The organism is Peribacillus sp. TE19612, assembly GCF_056279465.1.
In genome coordinates this window covers 276,557-296,548 of record NZ_JBWCCL010000006.1, presented here as the reverse complement: position 1 = coordinate 296,548, position 19,992 = coordinate 276,557, and the positions used below count along the sequence as shown (strand labels likewise).

At 41.8% G+C, this 19,992-nt stretch carries 21 protein-coding genes and 2 other annotated features; of the genes, 17 read left to right on the top strand and 4 right to left on the bottom strand.

Going from position 1 to position 19,992, the window contains the following annotated elements; translation table 11 throughout:
* From ACZ9AO_RS13390 to ACZ9AO_RS13370, 5 genes are all read left to right on the top strand, one after another.
* On the top strand, positions 1 to 978 hold the full coding sequence (locus tag ACZ9AO_RS13390) for an alpha-ketoacid dehydrogenase subunit beta (protein ID WP_034314063.1): 978 nt from the start codon (positions 1 to 3) through the stop codon (positions 976 to 978).
* A 120-nt stretch (positions 979 to 1,098) separates the two neighbouring features.
* The gene (locus ACZ9AO_RS13385) at positions 1,099 to 2,457 is read left to right on the top strand and encodes a dihydrolipoamide acetyltransferase family protein (protein WP_048687082.1); all 1,359 of its coding nucleotides are present in this window, start codon (positions 1,099 to 1,101) and stop codon (positions 2,455 to 2,457) included.
* A gap of 3 nt (positions 2,458 to 2,460) precedes the next feature.
* Positions 2,461 to 3,873, top strand: a complete 1,413-nt coding sequence (gene lpdA, locus ACZ9AO_RS13380; RefSeq protein ID WP_034314059.1) for a dihydrolipoyl dehydrogenase — start codon at positions 2,461 to 2,463, stop codon at positions 3,871 to 3,873.
* 765 nt (positions 3,874 to 4,638) lie between these two features.
* Positions 4,639 to 4,896: a hypothetical protein gene (locus tag ACZ9AO_RS13375; protein ID WP_309247762.1), complete on the top strand. Its 258-nt coding sequence runs from the start codon at positions 4,639 to 4,641 to the stop codon at positions 4,894 to 4,896.
* 43 nt (positions 4,897 to 4,939) lie between these two features.
* Entirely contained in the window at positions 4,940 to 5,767 is an 828-nt protein-coding gene (locus ACZ9AO_RS13370; protein ID WP_251538858.1) for a polysaccharide deacetylase family protein, read from the top strand.
* Between the two features lie 26 nt (positions 5,768 to 5,793).
* On the opposite strand, the gene ACZ9AO_RS13365 is transcribed toward ACZ9AO_RS13370, so the two are convergent.
* Complete coding sequence (locus ACZ9AO_RS13365) at positions 5,794 to 6,228, bottom strand: DUF1885 family protein (RefSeq protein ID WP_251538862.1); 435 nt, start codon at positions 6,226 to 6,228, stop codon at positions 5,794 to 5,796.
* A gap of 362 nt (positions 6,229 to 6,590) precedes the next feature.
* Here ACZ9AO_RS13365 and ACZ9AO_RS13360 point away from each other — a divergent pair, with 362 nt between their 5' ends.
* Positions 6,591 to 6,716, top strand: a complete 126-nt coding sequence (locus ACZ9AO_RS13360) for a GapA-binding peptide SR1P (protein ID WP_072272684.1) — start codon at positions 6,591 to 6,593, stop codon at positions 6,714 to 6,716.
* A 140-nt stretch (positions 6,717 to 6,856) separates the two neighbouring features.
* Here the strand turns inward: ACZ9AO_RS13360 and ACZ9AO_RS13355 are convergent, their stop codons facing one another.
* Complete coding sequence (locus ACZ9AO_RS13355) at positions 6,857 to 8,317, bottom strand: aminotransferase class I/II-fold pyridoxal phosphate-dependent enzyme (RefSeq protein ID WP_048687076.1); 1,461 nt, start codon at positions 8,315 to 8,317, stop codon at positions 6,857 to 6,859.
* A gap of 411 nt (positions 8,318 to 8,728) precedes the next feature.
* Between ACZ9AO_RS13355 and ACZ9AO_RS13350 the strand changes: the two genes are divergently transcribed.
* The 9 genes from ACZ9AO_RS13350 to trpA all read left to right on the top strand — a co-directional run bounded on the left by ACZ9AO_RS13350 (position 8,729) and on the right by trpA (position 17,184).
* A complete protein-coding gene (locus tag ACZ9AO_RS13350) occupies positions 8,729 to 9,688 on the top strand; it encodes an NAD(P)H-dependent flavin oxidoreductase (protein WP_476109220.1) in 960 nt (319 codons plus the stop codon).
* 57 nt (positions 9,689 to 9,745) lie between these two features.
* The gene (locus ACZ9AO_RS13345) at positions 9,746 to 10,021 is read left to right on the top strand and encodes a UPF0223 family protein (protein WP_048687073.1); all 276 of its coding nucleotides are present in this window, start codon (positions 9,746 to 9,748) and stop codon (positions 10,019 to 10,021) included.
* Positions 10,022 to 10,090: 69 nt separating this feature from the next.
* Positions 10,091 to 10,321 (top strand) — a binding site (T-box leader).
* A gap of 35 nt (positions 10,322 to 10,356) precedes the next feature.
* Positions 10,357 to 10,592, top strand: a binding site (T-box leader).
* A gap of 162 nt (positions 10,593 to 10,754) precedes the next feature.
* Entirely contained in the window at positions 10,755 to 12,149 is a 1,395-nt protein-coding gene (gene trpE, locus ACZ9AO_RS13340; protein WP_476109219.1) for an anthranilate synthase component I, read from the top strand.
* Positions 12,146 to 12,751 carry an anthranilate synthase component II gene (locus ACZ9AO_RS13335; RefSeq protein ID WP_048687070.1) on the top strand — a complete coding sequence of 202 codons (606 nt, stop codon included), beginning with the start codon at positions 12,146 to 12,148 and terminating at the stop codon, positions 12,749 to 12,751. The genes trpE and ACZ9AO_RS13335 overlap by 4 nt, the downstream gene beginning before the upstream one ends.
* Positions 12,752 to 12,778: 27 nt before the next feature.
* Positions 12,779 to 13,801, top strand: coding sequence for an anthranilate phosphoribosyltransferase (gene trpD, locus ACZ9AO_RS13330; protein ID WP_476109218.1), 1,023 nt, complete (start codon positions 12,779 to 12,781; stop codon positions 13,799 to 13,801).
* Positions 13,801 to 14,577, top strand: coding sequence for an indole-3-glycerol phosphate synthase TrpC (gene trpC / locus ACZ9AO_RS13325; protein WP_476109217.1), 777 nt, complete (start codon positions 13,801 to 13,803; stop codon positions 14,575 to 14,577). Before trpD ends, trpC begins: the two co-directional genes overlap by 1 nt.
* Positions 14,578 to 14,587: 10 nt before the next feature.
* Positions 14,588 to 15,202, top strand: a complete 615-nt coding sequence (locus tag ACZ9AO_RS13320) for a phosphoribosylanthranilate isomerase (RefSeq protein WP_053534304.1) — start codon at positions 14,588 to 14,590, stop codon at positions 15,200 to 15,202.
* 4 nt (positions 15,203 to 15,206) lie between these two features.
* A complete protein-coding gene (trpB, locus tag ACZ9AO_RS13315; RefSeq protein WP_048687064.1) occupies positions 15,207 to 16,412 on the top strand; it encodes a tryptophan synthase subunit beta in 1,206 nt (401 codons plus the stop codon).
* Positions 16,405 to 17,184 carry a tryptophan synthase subunit alpha gene (trpA, locus tag ACZ9AO_RS13310; RefSeq protein ID WP_095389971.1) on the top strand — a complete coding sequence of 260 codons (780 nt, stop codon included), beginning with the start codon at positions 16,405 to 16,407 and terminating at the stop codon, positions 17,182 to 17,184. Before trpB ends, trpA begins: the two co-directional genes overlap by 8 nt.
* 308 nt (positions 17,185 to 17,492) lie before the next feature.
* On the opposite strand, the gene ACZ9AO_RS13305 is transcribed toward trpA, so the two are convergent.
* Positions 17,493 to 18,113 carry a YktB family protein gene (locus ACZ9AO_RS13305; RefSeq protein ID WP_053534306.1) on the bottom strand — a complete coding sequence of 207 codons (621 nt, stop codon included), beginning with the start codon at positions 18,111 to 18,113 and terminating at the stop codon, positions 17,493 to 17,495.
* A gap of 194 nt (positions 18,114 to 18,307) precedes the next feature.
* Between ACZ9AO_RS13305 and ACZ9AO_RS13300 the strand changes: the two genes are divergently transcribed.
* Both ACZ9AO_RS13300 and ACZ9AO_RS13295 read left to right on the top strand, forming a co-directional pair.
* On the top strand, positions 18,308 to 18,505 hold the full coding sequence (locus ACZ9AO_RS13300; RefSeq protein ID WP_034314018.1) for a hypothetical protein: 198 nt from the start codon (positions 18,308 to 18,310) through the stop codon (positions 18,503 to 18,505).
* Positions 18,506 to 18,899: 394 nt separating this feature from the next.
* Positions 18,900 to 19,703 (top strand): inositol monophosphatase family protein, encoded by an 804-nt coding sequence (locus ACZ9AO_RS13295; protein WP_063596336.1) that lies wholly within the window; start codon positions 18,900 to 18,902, stop codon positions 19,701 to 19,703.
* Positions 19,704 to 19,791: 88 nt separating this feature from the next.
* On the opposite strand, the gene ACZ9AO_RS13290 is transcribed toward ACZ9AO_RS13295, so the two are convergent.
* A complete protein-coding gene (locus ACZ9AO_RS13290) occupies positions 19,792 to 19,974 on the bottom strand; it encodes a YlaF family protein (RefSeq protein ID WP_034314013.1) in 183 nt (60 codons plus the stop codon).
* Between the last annotated feature and the right edge of the window lie 18 nt (positions 19,975 to 19,992).

The following is a 19,992-nucleotide window of genomic DNA, read 5'->3' as shown; positions in this document are numbered from 1 at the left end:
ATGGCTCAATTGACGATGATTCAAGCAATTACAGAAGCATTACGTACAGAACTTAAAAATGACGAGAATGTACTCGTTTTTGGAGAAGATGTAGGTCTTAATGGTGGAGTTTTCCGTGCAACGGAAAATCTTCAAAAAGAATTCGGTGAAGATCGTGTATTCGATACACCTCTTGCTGAATCTGGAATCGGTGGATTAGCGGTCGGTCTTTCTTTACAAGGTTTCCGTCCTGTTCCTGAAATTCAATTCTTTGGGTTTGTATATGAAGTAATGGATTCCGTAAGCGGTCAGCTTGCTCGTATGCGCTACCGTTCAGGCGGACGTTACAGTGCACCGGTTACAATTCGCTCACCTTTTGGGGGCGGAGTGCATACTCCGGAAATGCATGCTGATAGCTTAGAAGGTTTAATGGCCCAGCAACCAGGGTTAAAGGTAGTTATCCCTTCCACTCCTTACGATGCAAAAGGCTTATTGATTTCAGCGATTCGTGATAATGACCCTGTCATTTTCCTTGAGCACATGAAATTGTACCGTTCTTTCCGTCAGGAAGTTCCTGAAGAAGAATACACAATTCCATTAGGAAAAGCGGATGTGAAAAGAGAAGGAACGGATTTATCCATTATTACTTATGGTGCGATGGTGCAGGAATCCATCAAGGCAGCTGAGGAATTGGCTAAGGATGGTCATTCCGTCGAAGTGGTCGACTTACGGACTGTATCACCATTGGATATCGATACAATCATTGCTTCTGTAGAAAAAACAGGACGCGCTATCGTTGTTCAAGAAGCACAAAAGCAAGCTGGTATAGCGGCGAATGTCGTAGCGGAAATTAACGAACGTGCCATTTTGAGCTTGGATGCTCCAGTACTGCGCGTGGCGGCAGCTGATACGGTATTCCCGTTTTCACAAGCTGAAACAGTATGGCTCCCTAATTATAAAGACATTATTGAAACGGCGACTAAAGTCTTGAAGTTTTAACAATCTTAAGTAATGGAATGAATGTCCTGCTTGGGAAAGTGATTTTGCATTAACGGTAATGCAAGATAAAGGACTTTATTCAAAGCACTAAGTATGATTTAATATAGGAGGTTGAACTCAGTGGCATTCCAATTTAGACTCCCTGATATCGGAGAAGGTATACACGAAGGTGAAATAGTGAAATGGTTTGTAAAACCAGGAGATAAGATACAAGAAGATGACGTGCTTTGCGAGGTTCAAAACGATAAGGCCGTTGTTGAAATCCCATCCCCGGTGGAAGGTACCGTTGAAGAAATCCTTGTTCAAGAAGGAACGGTTGCCGTTGTTGGCGATGTACTTGTAACATTCGATGCTCCAGGTTATGAAAATCTTCAGTTTAAAGGGGATCATGGAGAAGAAGCGAAGGCAGAAGGCGAGAAGAATACGGAGGCCCAGGTTCAAGCAACTGCTGAAGCTGGACAGGAAGTCAAGAAAGAGGCTGCTCCGGTTCAAGAAAATAGCGGAGTAACAGGCGCGGGAGCACAACCACAGGTTGAGGCAGATCCTTCACGTCGTATTATCGCCATGCCTTCTGTCAGGAAATATGCACGCGAACAAGGGGTAAATATTCGTGAGATCACTGGTTCTGGGGATAACGGCCGCATCATGAAGGAAGACATTGATGCTTTCAAAAATGGCAAAACCGCTCCACAGCAACCAGCAGCTCAAAGTGAAGCTTCACAACAAAAAGATACGGAAACAACCGAAAAACAAAAAGTTTCAATTCCAGAAGGGCAATATCCTGAAACTCGTGAGAAAATGAGCGGTATGAGAAAAGCGATCGCAAAAGCAATGGTTAAGTCCAAGCAGACAGCTCCGCATGTAACATTAATGGATGAAGTCGATGTGACGCTATTGGTTGCTCACCGTAAGAAATTCAAGGAAATTGCTGCACAAAAAGGAATCAAGCTTACATTCCTACCTTATGTTGTTAAAGCGTTAACAAGTGCATTGCGTGAATTCCCTATGCTTAACACATCATTTGATGATGAAGCTAGTGAGATTATCCATAAACACTATTACAATATCGGAATTGCGGCAGACACAGACAAAGGACTGCTCGTTCCAGTTGTAAAAGATGCAGATCGTAAATCAACTTTTGCTATTTCACAAGAAATTAACGAATTAGCGACGAAAGCCCGTGACGGCAAATTGGCTCCTAACGAAATGAAAGGTGCTTCTTGCTCCATTACGAATATCGGTTCCGCAGGCGGTCAATGGTTCACACCTGTTATCAATCATCCAGAAGTTGCCATTCTAGGGATTGGACGCATTGCCGAAAAAGCAATTGTACGCGACGGGGAAATTATCGCCGCTCCAGTTCTGGCATTATCACTGAGCTTTGATCACCGCATGATTGATGGAGCAACAGCTCAACATGCATTGAATCATATCAAAAAGTTATTGAACGACCCAGAATTATTGTTAATGGAGGCGTAAACAATGGTAGTAGGAGATTTTCCAATCGAAACAGATACTTTAGTAATCGGTTCAGGCCCAGGGGGATATGTTGCCGCAATTCGCGCAGCACAGCTTGGACAGAAAGTAACGGTCGTTGAAAAAGGAACAATCGGCGGAGTTTGTTTGAATGTAGGCTGTATTCCATCGAAAGCTTTAATTTCGGCTGGACACCGTTTCCATGAAGCTCAGCATTCAGAAGATATGGGTATCTTTGCAGAAAAAGTTACTGTTGATTTTTCTAAAGTACAAGCTTGGAAAGGTTCTGTTGTAAAAAAATTAACAGGCGGTGTAAGCAGCCTGTTAAAAGGCAATAATGTTGATGTTGTAACTGGCGAAGCTTATTTCGTTGATGAAAACAGCATCCGTGTTATGAATGAAGACTCAGCCCAAACATATACATTTAAAAACGCAATCATCGCTACTGGTTCATCGCCAATCGAGATTCCGTCATTTAAATATACGAAACGTGTACTTAATTCAACTGGCGCTCTTGCTTTGGAAGAAGTTCCAAGTTCGATCGTGGTAATCGGCGGAGGTTACATCGGAACTGAGCTTGGCGGAGCATTCGCTAGCTTTGGCACTAAAGTGACGATCCTTGAAGGTACCGAAGAAATCCTTTCTGCAGGCTTTGAAAAACAAATGGCAGCACTTGTTAAGCGTAACCTTAAAAACAAAGGTGCTGAAATTGTTACTAAAGCAAATGCTAAAGGCGTGGAAGAAACTGATACAGGTGTAACGGTTACTTATGAAGTAAAAGGCGAAGAGAAAAAAGTTGAAGCCGATTACGTTTTAGTAACAGTTGGACGTCGTCCAAACACTGCTGAAATCGGCCTGGAACAAGTCGGAATCAAAATGACTGACCGCGGTTTGATCGAAACGGATAAACAATGCCGTACTAGCGTGAAAAACATCTACGCAATCGGTGATATCGTTTCTGGACCTCAGTTAGCTCATAAAGCTTCTTATGAAGGTAAAATTGCAGCTGAAGCCATTGCTGGACATTCATCTGAAATCGACTATCTTGCTATTCCGGCTGTTGTATTTTCTGAACCGGAACTTGCTTCTGTCGGTTATAATGAAAAAGAAGCGAAGGAAGCTGGAATCGAAGCGCTTGCTTCTAAATTCCCATTCGCTGCAAATGGACGTGCTCTTTCCTTAAATAATACGGACGGATTTGTGAAGCTTATCACTCGCAAAGAAGACGGATTGGTTATTGGAGCACAAATTGCAGGACCAAACGCTTCTGATATGATTGCAGAACTTGGTTTGGCTATCGAAGCAGGTATGACTGCCGAAGATATTGCGATGACAATCCATGCACATCCAACTTTAGGGGAAATCACAATGGAAGCTGCTGAAGTTGCCCTTGGAACTCCTATCCACATCATTAAGTAATTGAGTTATATAAAAGCGTACTGCTAAATGCAGTACGCTTTAGTTTGTAGACAAAAGGGGTTCGGAATTAAAAAAATTCTGAACCCCTTTTGAAATTCCCTCTGAATTTCGCCTAAAGTTAAGAGATTGGGGCTCTACTAGCCCACTATGTTAGGCCATTTTTGGACCTCGCCCTGTCCAAAGCATACTCCATATGTGTTTGTCAGATATGCACACCGTGATAAAAATGAGCATGTTGCACGGCGGTGTTTTGGGGATTTATACTCCTCGCGATAGCCCTCTTTATTTGTTGTTGAGTACTAGTGCTCAATCTAAAAGGTAAGACAAAGTTGATTGGAACGGAAGGTACTGACTCCTGCGGGAAAAGCGCGTCTAGGGGAGACTCCGCAGGCGAAAGTCGAGGAGGCTCCCCGACCGCCCCCGGAAAGCGAGTGCCCTACGTTCCAAACAACGTCCAAATTGTACAATCCATAAAAATAGACAAACTCGATTTTCATCGAGTTTGTCTACAGTCTGAAGCGTACTGCTAAATGCAGTACGCTTTTTTTGGCCGGATTTAAAAAATGAAGGAGACTCCCCATACATGAATTTCTTCTCACTAGTTAAATGAAATGGACAAAAAGGGCATAAGCTATAAAAAGGACTTCTTACTTTTTTTCCTTGAAAGGGTTTGAAAAAGGCCATAGAGGATAAAAAATAAGATGAGCGATTTGTTAAAGGAATATTTTTTGCCAATCATGGCTGATATATTCATATTAAAATGGGGTGGATCACTTGAAAAATTATCTGGTAATCCTCTTTCAACTAATCGTTTGGAGTGGGTATACATTAGTTGAATGGCTGTCTGTTAACGATCGATTGGTTTTCAAAGTATTCATGTTTCTGGTCTTTTCTTATCTAGCCATTTACATTGGTAAAATGATTTTAAAATCCAATAGACGAACCATGCTTGTTACCGTGATAAGTCTATTATGTTACGGGATTTTGCAAATCCTTTTGGAAACGCTGGTACCCGTATATTGAATTTTTCGTAAGCTTCGATGACATATGAAACAACGGAGGAATCATGTTTAAAAAAGTAGTGGCATTATTTACATTAGTATCATTTTTATTGGTGGCTTGTAATGACCCGAGTTCCGGTCAAACTGAAAATGAGAATGAAAAAAGTGTGGAAACGACGACAACGGTCCAAGATGAAAGTCAGCAAGATAAAGATTTGGAAACGGAAACGTCACAAACGATTGGCGAAGGGAATGTAAAGGCAGAATATCGGTTGGATAAAGAGAATTGGTCATTTAAACCGATTGGGGATGCAAATCCGAAAGTTGTGTTGTTGACATTTGATGATGCACCTGAAAAATATTCCCTGGCAATCGCCCAAACCCTGAAGCGACTTGAAGTACCTGCGATTTTTTTCGTGAACGGTCACTTTCTTGAAAATGATGAAAATAAAGCAATGCTGAAAGAAATTCATGAAATGGGTTTTTCCATAGGAAATCATACGTATTCCCATGTGAATTTAAAAGAGTTGAACGAAAAGGAACAAGAGCGGGAAATCGTAAAATTGAACAATTTGGTTGAGGGAATAATAGGGGTGCGCCCTAAGTACTTCAGGGCGCCATTTGGGTCGAATACCGAGCATTCAAAAAAAGTCGCTGAGAAAGAAAAAATGTTGGTCATGAATTGGACTTACGGATATGACTGGGAAAAAGAGTATCAGGATAAAAAAGCTTTAACGGAAATCATGTTGAACAGCCCTTATTTGGGAAATGGGGCGAACTTACTGATGCATGACCGGAAATGGACGAGTGAAGCGATAGAGGATATCGTGAAAGGTTTTCAAAAGAAAGGCTACGAGTTCCTTGATCCAAAATTAATTGAAACGCCTGCATGAGCCAATTTCGGCATTTGCAGGTTTTTTTATTTCCTTGGGTAATAATACATCACCCGTTTATTGAAGAGATGCAGCTGCGCCCGTAATTTCTTTGCAAGGAATTTGCACAATTCATTAGCTTTTCCCTTATCACCGAAAGTTGCTGTTTCAGGGAGGGTGAATTGGATATAGGATTGGATCCGATCTGATCCATCTTCATCCTTTATGACTTCTTGGTCAACTCCTATCAATATCATGTGATATCGATCTTCTTTGGCTTGGAGATATATGGCCTTTTCCTTCATTCTTTCCGGTTCTTTCATTTCATAAGGAAATGCTTTCTTATCATAGTCCCAATCCAGTTGCTTTCCGGTTTTCGCTGTAATCATTTGATAATAGTTCAGTAATTCTTTCACGTCTTCGATGGTTACAGTTCCTTTCACGGACTCAGGAACAAGTTTGATATAGGCATTTTCAGTCATGTGGATCCCCCTTAAATCGATAAGATGTAAGAATATTTTAACATTTTATGGATGTATTATATACCTATCTATATGTAAATGAAAAGGCGAAATTCCTTTTTCACCTTGCCATGCTAAAGCAAGGAGTGTGATGCACTGGTCCAGGGCCCTTCGTTTATAAATAAATTATCGTGTTTTAAAAAAAGAATCAGTCTAACGAACGATTGGAATGCAGTTCTTTCAAGATGATCGTTCATTAAGTGGGAAAAAGTATATATGTTATACTTTTTAGCTTGAAATAATAAATGTGTTATATTATAATTCATTTAAAGCGGTTACATTATATCAATAATGCATATAATATAGGGGAAGGGGTTGTAAAAATGGGAACTATCGTATGTCAAACTTGCAATAGCACGATTGAACATTTTGAAGATGAGAAAGTAAGTGTATTATACACACATAATCACAACTGCCAAAGCTGTGATACAGCTGCCTCTGAAAAATAAATGGAAAAAAGATTTCAAGATTAATAGAATGTAAGGGTGTTTCAGGGTTGTAACCTGGAGCACCCTTTTTATAGAAGCCAGTGCTTAATAATAAAGGGTTCAAAAAAACCAGAGCAGTACTCTGCTCTGGTTTGATGGGATCAATCATTTTTTATGATGCGTAAATGTTTTATTTCTGGGTCCTCAGGGCCTTGAACCGGAAGTCCGGCCTCGATGTTTTTCCGGATGTAATTGATATTATCTTCAGTAATCAATTCTCCTGGAATGAAGATCGGGATTCCAGGCGGGTAAACCATGATGAATTCAGCGCTGATTTTGCCGACAGATTCCTCAATGGGAACCACTTCGGTTTCTGCATAAAATGCCTCCCTGGGTGATAAAGCCAGCGGTGGTGTATCAGGAAGCAGGACTTCGATCTTTTCATGTTCAGCCGCCATTTCCTTAAACTCATCCGCTAAGTCTCTAAGGGCAGCGATCAGCAGGTCCGCTTCTGTTTTTGTGTCTCCAGGTGTTATCAGGCAAAGGATATTGTACAAGTCGGAAAGTTCCACTTCGATATTATGCTTTTCACGAAGCCATTTCTCAACGTCGTATCCGGTAATATTCAATTCCTTGATGGATATGATCAATTTTGTCGGATCATAACTAAAGGCTGCCTCGCTCTCGAGAATTTCGCTGCCGACACAGTAAAGATAAGGAATCTCATTAACGGCCTCACGGATATACCCTGCGAGATTGATCGCTTCATCGATCATTTCCCTGCCTACTGTCGCAAGTTGTCTTCTAGCCGTATCTAGGGAAGCCAGAAGGATATAGGAGGTTGAGGTGGTTGTGAGCATGCTCAATATGGCTTGAACACGATTTGCGGAAACCAATCCAGTCTTAACATTCAATATGGAACTTCCCGTTAGTGAACCGCCCAGTTTATGAACACTAGTAGCAGCCATATCCGCTCCAGCCTGCATGGCTGACATCGGCAAGTCTTCATGGAAGTGTATATGGACACCATGTGCTTCATCTACGAGTACTGGGATTTGGTGGGAATGGGCAACTTCCACTATTTTTTGCAAATCAGCCGAAATGCCGAAATAGGTGGGATTGATGACAAGCAATCCTTTTGCATCGCTATGTTCCCTTAAAGTTTTTTCAACGGCATCGACGGTGATTCCGTGTGAAATGCCCAAATCTTTGTCTATTTCAGGATTGATGAAAATGGGAACAGCTCCGGAAAATACAATGGCAGACATTACGGATTTATGTACATTCCTTGGGACGATGATTTTGTCCCCAGGTCCGCAGACTGTCATGACCATCGTCATGATTGCTCCACTTGTTCCTTGAACGGAAAAGAATGTGTGATCTGCCCCAAAAGCTTCAGCGGCAAGATCCTGAGCTTGTTTGATGATCCCCTTAGGCTGATGGAGATCATCGAGTGGAGCGATATTGATTAAATCTATCGATAATGCATTTTCTCCAATGAAATTACGGAAATCAGCGTCCATTCCTTTTCCTTTTTTATGACCTGGAATATGAAATTGAACGGGATTTCTTTTTGCATGCTGCAATAAGGCAGTGTATAAGGGTGTTTCATTCTGTGACAATTCTTTGTGGCCCCTTTTCAGTAAAATAGGTACGAAATATGGGAGGTTTTACTCCCGTTCTATTAATGATCGTATGTTTCTCCGATTCCATTCAAATGGTTAGTAAGCTTGTGGATAGACATAAAACATATGAATTATAGCACGTCTTATAATAAATGCCTAGAGTGATTTAATGTCCTGACTTAAACAATTTATATATGTCTTTGTCTTTAAGGAGCCCAATAAAATTATCAGCAGTTTATAAATATCCATTTTCCTAGTATTTACTTGATTTACTCAAGAATTCTTCTTTTTTTATATTGTATGTGTGAGTTAAAAATTGAACGGGTAAACAATATTTGCCATAATGAAGCTAATGATTTGGATTCAGCTAAATAAACAAACCAGCAATTGAAAAGGGAGATGAGGAGTTTGAAGTGGGAAACGCGTGTGACCGATTTGTTAGGTATTCAATACCCAATTGTACAGGGGGGGTTGGCCCATTTAGCATATGCCGACCTGGCTGCGGCAGTGTCGAATGCAGGCGGGCTAGGGCAGGTGACGGCCATGTCCTTGGACACCCCGGAGCAGCTAATAGAAGAAATAAGAAAAACAAAATCATTGACGGATAAACCGTTTGGTGTGAACTTTGCGATCGGCCAGCATGGGAGGCCTTATGAACACATGCTTGAAGCAGCCTTGAAAGAGGGAATTGCTGCTGTTTCCGTAACCGGCGGCAACCCTGGCCCTTTTCTTGATTACGTTAAAGGCACTCAAGTGAAAAAACTGGTGCTTGTTGCTGCAAGAAGGCAAGCAATGAAGGCTGAACAGCTTGGTGCAGATGCAGTGATGGTAGTTGGTCAGGAGGGCGGAGGACATTTAGGGCGTGATGATATTGGAACCTCCGTGTTAATTCCTCAAGTTGTGGACTCCGTTAAAATTCCAGTCATCGCGTCTGGTGGTTTTGGAGATGGACGCGGTTTGATGGCAGCATTGGGGCTTGGTGCCGAAGGAATCGAGATGGGGACACGTTTCATAGCTGTCAAGGAGTGTGTTCATGCACATGAATTATATAAAAATGCCTTGGTTTCCGGCACGGAAAATGATACCGTTATCATCAAGCGGTCCATTGGTGCACCAGCCAGGGTAATTGCAAACAGCTGGACCGATAAGATTCTTGATATTGAAAAAGAAAACGGCGGATATGAACAATTGAAGGATTACATAAGTGGAAAAGCGAATCAGCGTTATATTCATGACGGTGTCGAAGGTGAAGGCTTTGCCTGGGCTGGACAAGTGATGGGGCTGATTCATGATGTGCCATCGACTGCTGAACTATTCAGTCGGATTATCGACCAGGCGGAAGCAATTCGTTCAAAATGGGCAGACTGATGATGCATGGTCCGCCGGACAACATGAAAAACTATCTAGAAGGAGCGTGTTTAGGATATGGATTATCAATATCCAATGGATCTTGATTGGTCTACTGACGAAATCGTAGATGTGATTAAATTCTTTGAAGCAGTAGAAAAGGCTTATGAAAATAAGATACAAAAGGAAGAATTCATGAAGGCTTACCGAAGATTCAAGGAAATAGTCCCCGGTAAGGCGGATGAAAAAAAGTATACGGATGAGTTCGAGTCAGTCAGCACCTATTCAGCCTATCTTGTCATTAAGAAGGCAAAAGGAATCGATGACGGGGAATGGATAAAAATGAAACATTAAAAATATAATTTTTCGAAAACTCCATTGACTTACTGAAAAGATTGTTTTAACATAATAATCAAGAAAAAGATAAAGGCAGTGACGAAGAAGAGTACCTTAATGATGTTCTGCAGAGAGCCAGTGGTTGCTGAAAACTGGTGAACGAAATTAAGCGAATGGACTTCCGAGCCCCAAACCGAAACGGATGAACGGAGTAGGCTTTGGCGATTATCTCATCGTTAATGGAGATAGGCATGTTAATGCCGTAAAGTGAGCTAATTTAGCTAATTAAGGTGGTACCACGGGTTCCTCGTCCTTTGGATGAGGGCCCTTTTTGCGTTTTTTTGAAAATGATAATTAAATCTATGAATGAGAGTAGTAATCTTTTTAGATGCGTCACAGAGAGCCGGAATAGGTGGAAACCGGTACGATATAAGAAGATGAATGGACTTATGAGTGGTTTCTTGAAGATAAGTAGGGAAACTCGGCTGCCACCGTTAAAGGGTAATCGCAAGAATTCAATTCTTGCTTGAGAGGGAAAAATGATGCATTTTTCCAACTTGAGGTGGCACCGCGGTATACCGTCCTCTGCAGACACATATTTGTGTTTGCAGGGGATTTTTTTATTGGAATTTCAATATATATACCTTTTAAAGAAAATATCCAGAGGAAATGAAGACCTGGTCATTTGGCCAAAAGGGTTTTCCCTCCGGGGGATTATAAGAGCGCATAAGAATCGGGAGGGAATCAAGAGATGAATAATTTGGATGAAAAAAAAATACTCCGTTTCAAAATGGATACAATTGAAGGGGATATCCATACACCCATTGCCATATTTCAGAAATTAGATGGTGACCAGAAGTTTTTATTGGAAAGTTCGAACTCGCATCATGACAACGGCCGCTACTCATATCTAGGTTCAAAACCTTATTTGGAGGTGACATCACTTGCTGACCGAGTAAATGTGAAAGACACTGAAACAGGTGATCAAATCGTTAAGGACATCAATATCATCGAGTTTCTAAAAAAAGAATTATTAGTGGAAATAGAAGAGGTTCCCACACATCTTCCGCCATTTTACGGTGGTGCAATCGGATATATGGGCTATGATATCATTCGTCTTTATGAAAATATAGGTCCGGTTCCACCTGATTCTTTGCAAATGCCTGATGCTCATTTTCTTTTTTATAAAGAACTGTATATATTCGATCATGTTCTGCAGAAGATCCATCTATTGACTGCTGAAGAAGATAGTGGAAAAAGTTTATTGGGAATGAAGGACAAAATCAATCAGGCAAGCAAGCCGTCAAAGGAAATATCGTCGGAATATTTGGAATTCAACTCGAATTTCAGTCAGGATGAATTCGAGAAAATGGTCCTTGAAGCTAAATCGGCGATCATAGCTGGTGAAGTGTTCCAAGTTGTTTTATCACAAAGGTTTAAAGCGGACTTCGATGGGGAGCCTTTCGATGCATACCGTCGTTTGCGATTAGCCAACCCCTCTCCTTATATGTTTTATATAGAATTTGGTGACTATACAATCATTGGGTCTTCTCCAGAAAGTTTAATCAGTGTTTCATCAGGAATGGTTCATGTTAATCCCATTGCCGGCACACGGCCGAGAGGGAAAACGGATGAAGAAGATAAGGGCTTCGAAAAAAGCCTTCTGATGGATGAAAAGGAACTTGCCGAGCATAAGATGCTTGTTGATTTAGGTAGAAATGATCTTGGCAGGGTTTGCGAAATCGGTTCAATCCACCTTACCGAGGAAATGGAAATTCAAAGATATCAGCATGTCATGCATATTGCTTCGAAGGTTAGCGGAAAGCTTAGGGAAGGGTACACGAGTTTAGATGCACTGACGGTCTGCCTTCCTGCCGGAACAGTTTCAGGTGCTCCTAAAATCAGGGCAATGGAGCTGATCAATGAACTGGAAAATTGTAAACGCGGGATGTATTCAGGCTCGATAGGCTACATAGGTTTTGGAGGGGATCTTGATATGGCTTTAGCCATTCGGACGATGATCATCAAAGATGGCAAGGCCTATGTACAGGCAGGGGCTGGAATCGTATATGATTCAGATCCAAAAACGGAATATGAAGAAACACAAAATAAAGCACGCGCTTTAATGGAGGTTCACACTATATGATTTTATTAATTGATAACTATGACTCGTTCACTTACAACCTTTATCAATATTTAGGTGAAGTGGAAAAAGAAATCGTAGTAAAAAGGAATGACGAAATCACCCTTGCGGAAATTGAGGAACTGAATCCAATGGCAATCGTCATTTCCCCGGGACCCGGCAGGCCCGAAGATGCTGGAATCAGTATGGAGATCATCCGCAATTTTTATGAGAAGGTTCCGCTATTAGGCATTTGTTTGGGGCATCAGGCCATTGGGGCGGTTTTTGGAGCGAATGTTGTTGGGGCGAAACAAATTATGCATGGGAAAACATCGGTAATCGAACACGATGGAACAGGTGTTTTTGCCAAACAGGACTTACAATTCCCGGTAATGCGTTACCATTCCCTTGTGGTTGAAAGGGGGAGTTTGCCAGAAGAACTGACTGTGACGGCAGTGGCACTGGATGATGGGGAAATCATGGCCCTTAAACATCAGGAATTCCCTCTCTACGGTTTACAGTTCCACCCTGAATCAATAGGGACGAAAATCGGCAAGGAATTATTACATCAATTTTATGAGATTGCCGGTACCTTTCAATCAGAGAAGGAACAATCCATTCTATAAAACAAAAAACGACTGGGGGAGTTAGCGGTGAAGGAGTATTTAGCGAAGTTAGCAGAGCGTCAAACATTGACGGAAGAAGAGATGTGCAGAGCAGCCCAATCGTTATTTTCTAAAGATATCTCCGAAAGCGAGATGGCAGCATTCATCATTGCCTTAAAAGCCAAAGGGGAAACGGCAGGTGAAATAGCAAGCCTTGTCAGAGTCATGAGAAAAGAAGCAAGAAGTGTACAAACAAGCTCCCTTAATGTAATGGATAATTGCGGAACGGGAGGAGATGGGTCACAAAGCTTCAATATAAGCACAGCATCGGCCTTCGTGCTTGCTGGGGCCGGTGTCAAGGTTGCCAAACATGGAAATCGCAGCATTTCAAGCAAAACGGGAAGTGCGGATGTATTGGAAGCATTAGGCGTTAATTTGTACTTGGAGCCTGACATGTTAAAGGAACTGTTGGAGGAAAATGGGATCACATTCTTATTTGCCCCATCTGTTCATCCTAATATTGCAAGGATAATGAAAGTGAGAAAAGAACTGAAAATCCCGACGATATTTAATCTTATCGGTCCTCTGACAAATCCAGTCCAACTCGACACGCAATTAATGGGAATCAATCGACGCGATATGCTCGAGCTTTTTGCGGAAGTCCTGCATAAATTGGGCAGGAAACGCGCCGTCGTGATAAATGGTGCCGGGTTCATGGATGAAGCGAGCCTGCAGGGTGAAAACTCACTCGTCCTTTTGGAACAAGGAGATATTATCCCATTTACGCTTCATCCTGAAGAAGTGGATCTGCCTGTTTACGGAAATGATGCCATCCGTGGCGGTGACGCCAAACAAAATGCCGATATCATGCTTAGGCTTCTCAAAGGGGAAAAAGGTGCATATCGTGATACCGTTTTATTGAATGCCGGATTGGGATTATACGCACATGGTACGGCAGCGACGATCAAAAAAGGAATCTCCATGGCCAAAGAAAGCATTGATAGCGGATCGGCTCTTGCAAAGTTAGAAAATCTGATTGCTTATGGCAATAGAAATAAGGTGGTCATGTAATGGAAAATATCTTAACGAAAATCATCGAACAGAAAAAGGTGGAAGTCGCAAAATTAAAAGAAAGGGGCTTAGATGATTCGGTCATGATCAACATAGTCAGACCATCTTTGGTGGAAAATTTGAAAACGGCTAAATCGATGGCGGTCATCGCGGAAATAAAACGGGCTTCCCCTTCAAAAGGGGACATTAAAATCAATGTAAATCCGATCGAGCAGGCCCTTTCATATGAAAGTGGCGGAGCTGCAGCGATATCCGTATTGACGGATGAGGTTTTCTTTAAAGGATCAATTGCAGATTTGAGAAACGTAAGCGAGTCCATACGAATTCCCAGGTTGTGCAAAGATTTCATCATCGATGAAATCCAAATCGATCGGGCCCATCAAGCAGGTGCGACTATCATTCTATTGATTGTGGCAGCACTTTCTAAAGAACGCCTTCATGAATTATATCAATATGCAAAAAAGAAAGGACTTGAAGTATTGACGGAAATCCATGATGAAGCCGAACTGGAACGTGCTCTAGAGCTGAATGCAGAGCTCATAGGGATTAACAATCGGAATTTAAAGACCTTCAAAGTGGATTTGGCTGTAACGGAACGACTGGCGAAGTTAATTGATCCCAAACGACATATCATTATCAGTGAAAGTGGGATCAAAACAAAAGAAGACGTAATGCGTGTGAAGGATGCTGGTGCAAAAGCGGTTTTGGTCGGGGAGACACTCATGACTGCATCAAATCTTCCGCACAAGATGGCCGAACTGCAAATGAGTATATAAGGAGATTAATATGTTAGTGAAAATCTGTGGGATAAAGACTTTGGCAGCTGCTCAGACTGCTGTTAGTTCCGGAGCAGACTTCATTGGTTTCATTTTTGCCGAGAGCAGCAGGAAGGTTGAGCCGGAGATAGTAGGAGATTTCGGAGCGAATCTAGCTGGTCATGTTAAAAAGGTCGGAGTGTTTGCCAATCAAACTGAACAAGAAGTGATAAAAAGTGCTGAAATTGCGGGATTGGATTATATTCAGCTTCATGGTAACGAGTCTGCCAGCTTTGCCCGCAGAATGCCCCTGCCGGTGATCAAGGCCTTTGCCATCCATTCAGAGAAAGACCTTGAAAACCTGCATGAATACCCAGCGGATTATCTATTGGTCGATCTTCCTAAGAGCGCATCCGGCAAGGGATTGACTTTGGATTGGGATATGATTCGAAAAGCTGATCTGCCACTGGAGAAGGTAATTCTAGCCGGTGGGCTGACTCCGGAAAATGTCGGAAAAGCGATTAATGCCGTTTCACCATTCGCAGTTGACGTAGCAAGTGGTGTTGAAACAAACGGATTAAAAGATGCTGTAAAAATGAAAGCATTTATCAATGAGGCAAAAAATACAGCCGGAAAAGAGGAATGAATAGATGAATACTTATACACAGCCTGATAAAACTGGACATTTTGGAGCATATGGAGGCCGCTTCGTTCCAGAAACTTTAATGGCGGCGATTACGGAGCTTGAAGAAGTATATGAACAATCTAAAAATGATCCAGAATTCCAAAGGCAGCTAAGTTATTACCTGAAACAATATATCGGTCGGGAAACCCCTCTTTATTTTGCGGAGAATTTAACGAGACTGGCTGGCGGTGCAGACATTTATCTGAAGCGCGAAGACTTGAATCATACTGGAGCCCACAAAATAAATAATACGATCGGCCAGGCTTTGCTGACTCAGAAAATGGGCAAGAAAAAAGTGATTGCCGAAACGGGTGCAGGACAGCACGGGGTTGCAACGGCGACTGTGTGTGCTTTGCTGAAGTTGGAATGCATCATCTTTATGGGGGAAGAAGATATCAGGAGACAGAAATTGAATGTATTCAGGATGGAGCTTTTGGGAGCCAAAGTCATATCTGTATCACAAGGAAGCGGGACACTGAAGGATGCAGTAAATGAAGCGTTACGATATTGGGTGGCTAATGTGGATGACACCCATTATATAATGGGATCAGTTCTTGGTCCGCACCCATTCCCCGTTATTGTCCGTGATTTTCAAAGCGTGATAGGGAATGAAACAAAACGTCAATATTCTGAGGCGGTTCATTCCCTGCCGGATGCAGTAGTTGCATGCATAGGCGGAGGAAGTAATGCAATGGGGATGTTTTATCCCTTCATTGAGGACGAAACGGTAAAGTTATACGGAGTGGAAGCGGCAGGGCATGGGCTTAATACACCGTTACATGCTTCAAGTTTGACGAAAGGGAAACCTGGGGTGCTCCACGGGGCATTCATGTATGTTTTGCAGAACGAGGACGGTCAGATCCAGGAGGCGCATTCTATTTCGGCAGGGCTGGATTATCCAGGGGTAGGGCCTGAACATAGTTACTTAAAAGATACGAATCGGGTGGAATATACTTCAGTAACCGATGATGAAGCCTTGGAAGCCCTAGCGATGCTTTCAAGGGAGGAGGGGATCATCCCTGCTTTAGAAAGTTCACATGCCATTTCCTATGGTTTAAAGCTTGCTAAAGAAATGGAGAAAGGAACAGGACTGGTGATTTGCCTGTCCGGCCGTGGTGATAAAGATGTTGAAACGGTCCAATCATTGATGGGGGGTAGTGAACATGAATAAATTAACAAATGCGCTTGAAGAATGTCAAACAAAGCAGGAAAAAGCATTCATACCATATATCATGGCAGGTGATGGAGGTCTTGATCGGTTAAAGAGTCAGCTTCTTTTCCTTGAAAACAGCGGGGCGACTGCCGTTGAACTAGGTATACCTTTCTCTGACCCTGTCGCTGATGGACCCGTTATTCAACAAGCTGGAATCCGTTCTTTGAAAAATGGAACAACTTTAAAAGATGTTCTGAAAAAAGTAATGGAAATCAAAAATGATGTGAACATCCCAATTATTTTAATGGGATATACGAATTCAATCCTGGCATATGGACTTAAAGAGTTTACGACTGACTGTCTTCAAGCAGGAATTTCCGGGTGCATCATCCCCGATTTACCGATTGAAGAAGAAGCCATCTTTTCATCAATCAAAACTGCAGGGATCGTTCTTATCCGACTTGTGACACTCACGTCTCCGCAAGAGCGCATCACTGAGATTACCGCAGGGGCGGAGGGCTTCATCTACGCAGTTACAGTCAAAGGCATCACAGGTGCCCGTGACGCCTTCGGAGAAGAACTTGGAGGCTATTTAAAGAAGGTAAAAGAGATAAGTCCGGTTCCCGTTCTTGCCGGGTTCGGCATATCGACTCCAGAACATGTCCGTGATGCCATACAATACTGCGATGGAGTCATTGTCGGCAGCAAGATCATCGAATGCTTCGAGACAGGCAAGGAAGACCGAATTAGAGACTTGATTCAAGCAAGCAAAGGCTTGGTGCAAAAATAGGGATGGAGAGACTCCCAGGCTGCCCTTAGTTTATAGGCAAAAAGGAGTTCTATCTTAAAACATAGTTGATTGGGGCGGGAGTACGAGACTCTGGCGGAAAAGCGTGTCCAGGAGACCCCGCAGGTGCAAAAGCGCTGGATCGCCCGTGGAAAGCGAGTGCCTGGAGGCAACGGTCAAATTTTAAAAAACCTAAAAAAACAGTAGACAAACCCAATGATTATCGAGTTTGTCTACAGTCTGAGGAGAGCTTTAAGGCTCTCCTTTTATATTATCCAGTTTTTGTTGGATCCGAATAGGAATCAATGTGTTTAATTTAATTGATATAAGGGTAAAAGATGTTCAAACGCATCTTGAATGGTTTCAATGAAATCATCATCTTTTAACTTAATAGCGTCATCACGGGAAATTTTTATACCGCATAGGATTTCGGCTTTCTTTACAGTTTGCAAACGGGTGAACATTGAATTCAAATCATCTACTCCAAGACCATCGTGAGGGATGACATCAGGTTTTGTATGGTCCATTGACCATACATAATGGGAGGGAATGCTATTCACCAATCGGTCTGCCTGCTGCTCCAGATGCTTTCCGATTTCCATTTTATTAGGGGCTTCGTAAATGACGGCATACCAGATGAACATATGCGTTTCCCATAACCCGATTTGGAAATGCGGCATCATTTTATAACCTCTGCTATTGGCAGCAAAAGCAACCCATGTATCATTAGGGGGATTCACTGTCCGTCTAGCATGCTTTGCAACGTGAGGGTGCATTTCATCGCCGGTCATAACTGAGAGTTTTTGAGAAAAGTGCTCTCCCAGGGCTTGTAATTTAGGCTGGATCCGTTCTTTTAAAGCATCCATGCGTGGTTCCAATCCATCAATTTTAAAAACATCGAAATCATCTGCTGTAAAACTTTCTATATTCATTTTCATCTCTCCTACCGTAATATCTGCACATATTGTAGCATAAGTAAAAGTAAAATTTAAAAAATACGATTCGGGTTGGCAATGAAAAATTCCTTATAGGTTTAAGCACAAATTAGTTGCTATTTGAGGTAGGAAGTCATATGATAATATAAATTCAGAAAATTACGTTAATTAACGAAGGGAGAATGTTAATTATGAAACAAGTCATGAACCAAGCATTAAAAGCTAAAGAAGTTGAAAGACATAGAGCTGCAGTGTTAAGAATGGAAATGGACTATGAATTAGCAACCCTTTTTGAAGCAATCGGTGAAGAGAATGACCAAAAGAGGTCACAATGCAAGCAAAGACTAGAACGCATCCGCTTGGAATTGTTGAAACTGAAAGCCTTGTAAATGATTGGCTTCAGAGACCTTGAAGGAGAATGAATTAAGGAAATGAATCAATTTCAATACAAGGAATTTTATTATAGATGAACGGACACTTTATTTTATTAAAAAATAATGTGTCCGTTTTTCATTAAATGTCCAATATATATAAGGTGGAATATCATTTTGTATCGAGTCCCTTTAATAAGGAAGGGGGACGTCAAGTAAGGGAGAATATTCTTGCTGGCTAAATCATGATTACGATTAATGGATGGGCAGTCAAGGAACCTTCTTTCCTCATCAGTTAAAAAAATGGAAAATTTAAGATGTTAAAAGCTTGAAGGCAAGCTATATTTGCTTTAATCTTTAAAAGAGGATCATTTTAATGTAGTTTCTGATCATAAAGGACGGGGATATTATAATGGCATCGGTCAAGGAAATGGATACATATGCGAAGTTATGGATGAAAGAAGCCGGTACTAGGCTAAGGGCGTCCTTCAAAACCAAATTGAATATTGAAATGAAAACGAATCCGAATGATTTGGTAACTAATATGGATAAGGGGATAGAAAAGTTTTTTTGCGAAAAAATTGGCGAAGTTTTTCCAGAACACCGCATTTTTGGTGAAGAGGGAATGGGCAATGATATTAAAGACCTAAAAGGTACGGTGTGGATCATCGATCCAATTGATGGAACTTTGAATTTCATTCATCAACAGAGGAATTTTGCGATTTCCCTTGGGGTATATGTGGATGGCATCGGAAAGATTGGCATGGTTTATGATGTCTTTAGTGATGAATTATATCATGCGATTAAGGGACAAGGAGCATTTCTGAATGATCAAAGGCTCCCATCTCTTGAAGAGGCATCGGTAAGCAAAGCGATCATTTCCATTAATGCAAGCTGGGTAACGGAAAACCGGAGGATCGACCCGAGTCTTTTGGCACCGCTGGTCCGGGATGCAAGAGGAACACGTTCTTATGGCTCGGCAGCGTTGGAGCTGGCATTCGTGGCCGCTGGAAGGATTGATGCATACATAACCATGAGACTCATGCCTTGGGACTTTGCTGGGGGAGTTTTACTGGTCGAGGAAGTGGGCGGGGAAGTTAGTAATATTAAAGGTGACAAATTGGATTTTTTAAAAGGCGACTCACTTTTCGTATCAAAACCAGGGCTACACAAAGAAGTATTTGACAAATACTTATCAGGAAACTCCAGCCGTTAGTATCAAGGACTGATTGCGGCCATGATAAATGTCTCGGATAGAAATAATTAACAAAAAAAACTCGCTGTCTGTCAGCGAGTTTTTTATATTATAACTTCCCGGCTTCACGTAATTTCTTCTTCTGGGTGAAACCGAACCCCATGATTCCGCAAAGAATAACGATTGCAGCTAATATTCCAATCAAGCTTTTTTCAGCAATGAAGATGCCAATGGAGCCAATGCTGGATGTTGCCAATACCGCTAATATTAAGAAATTCCATTTAATGTTCATTAATATCACCCCTAATAT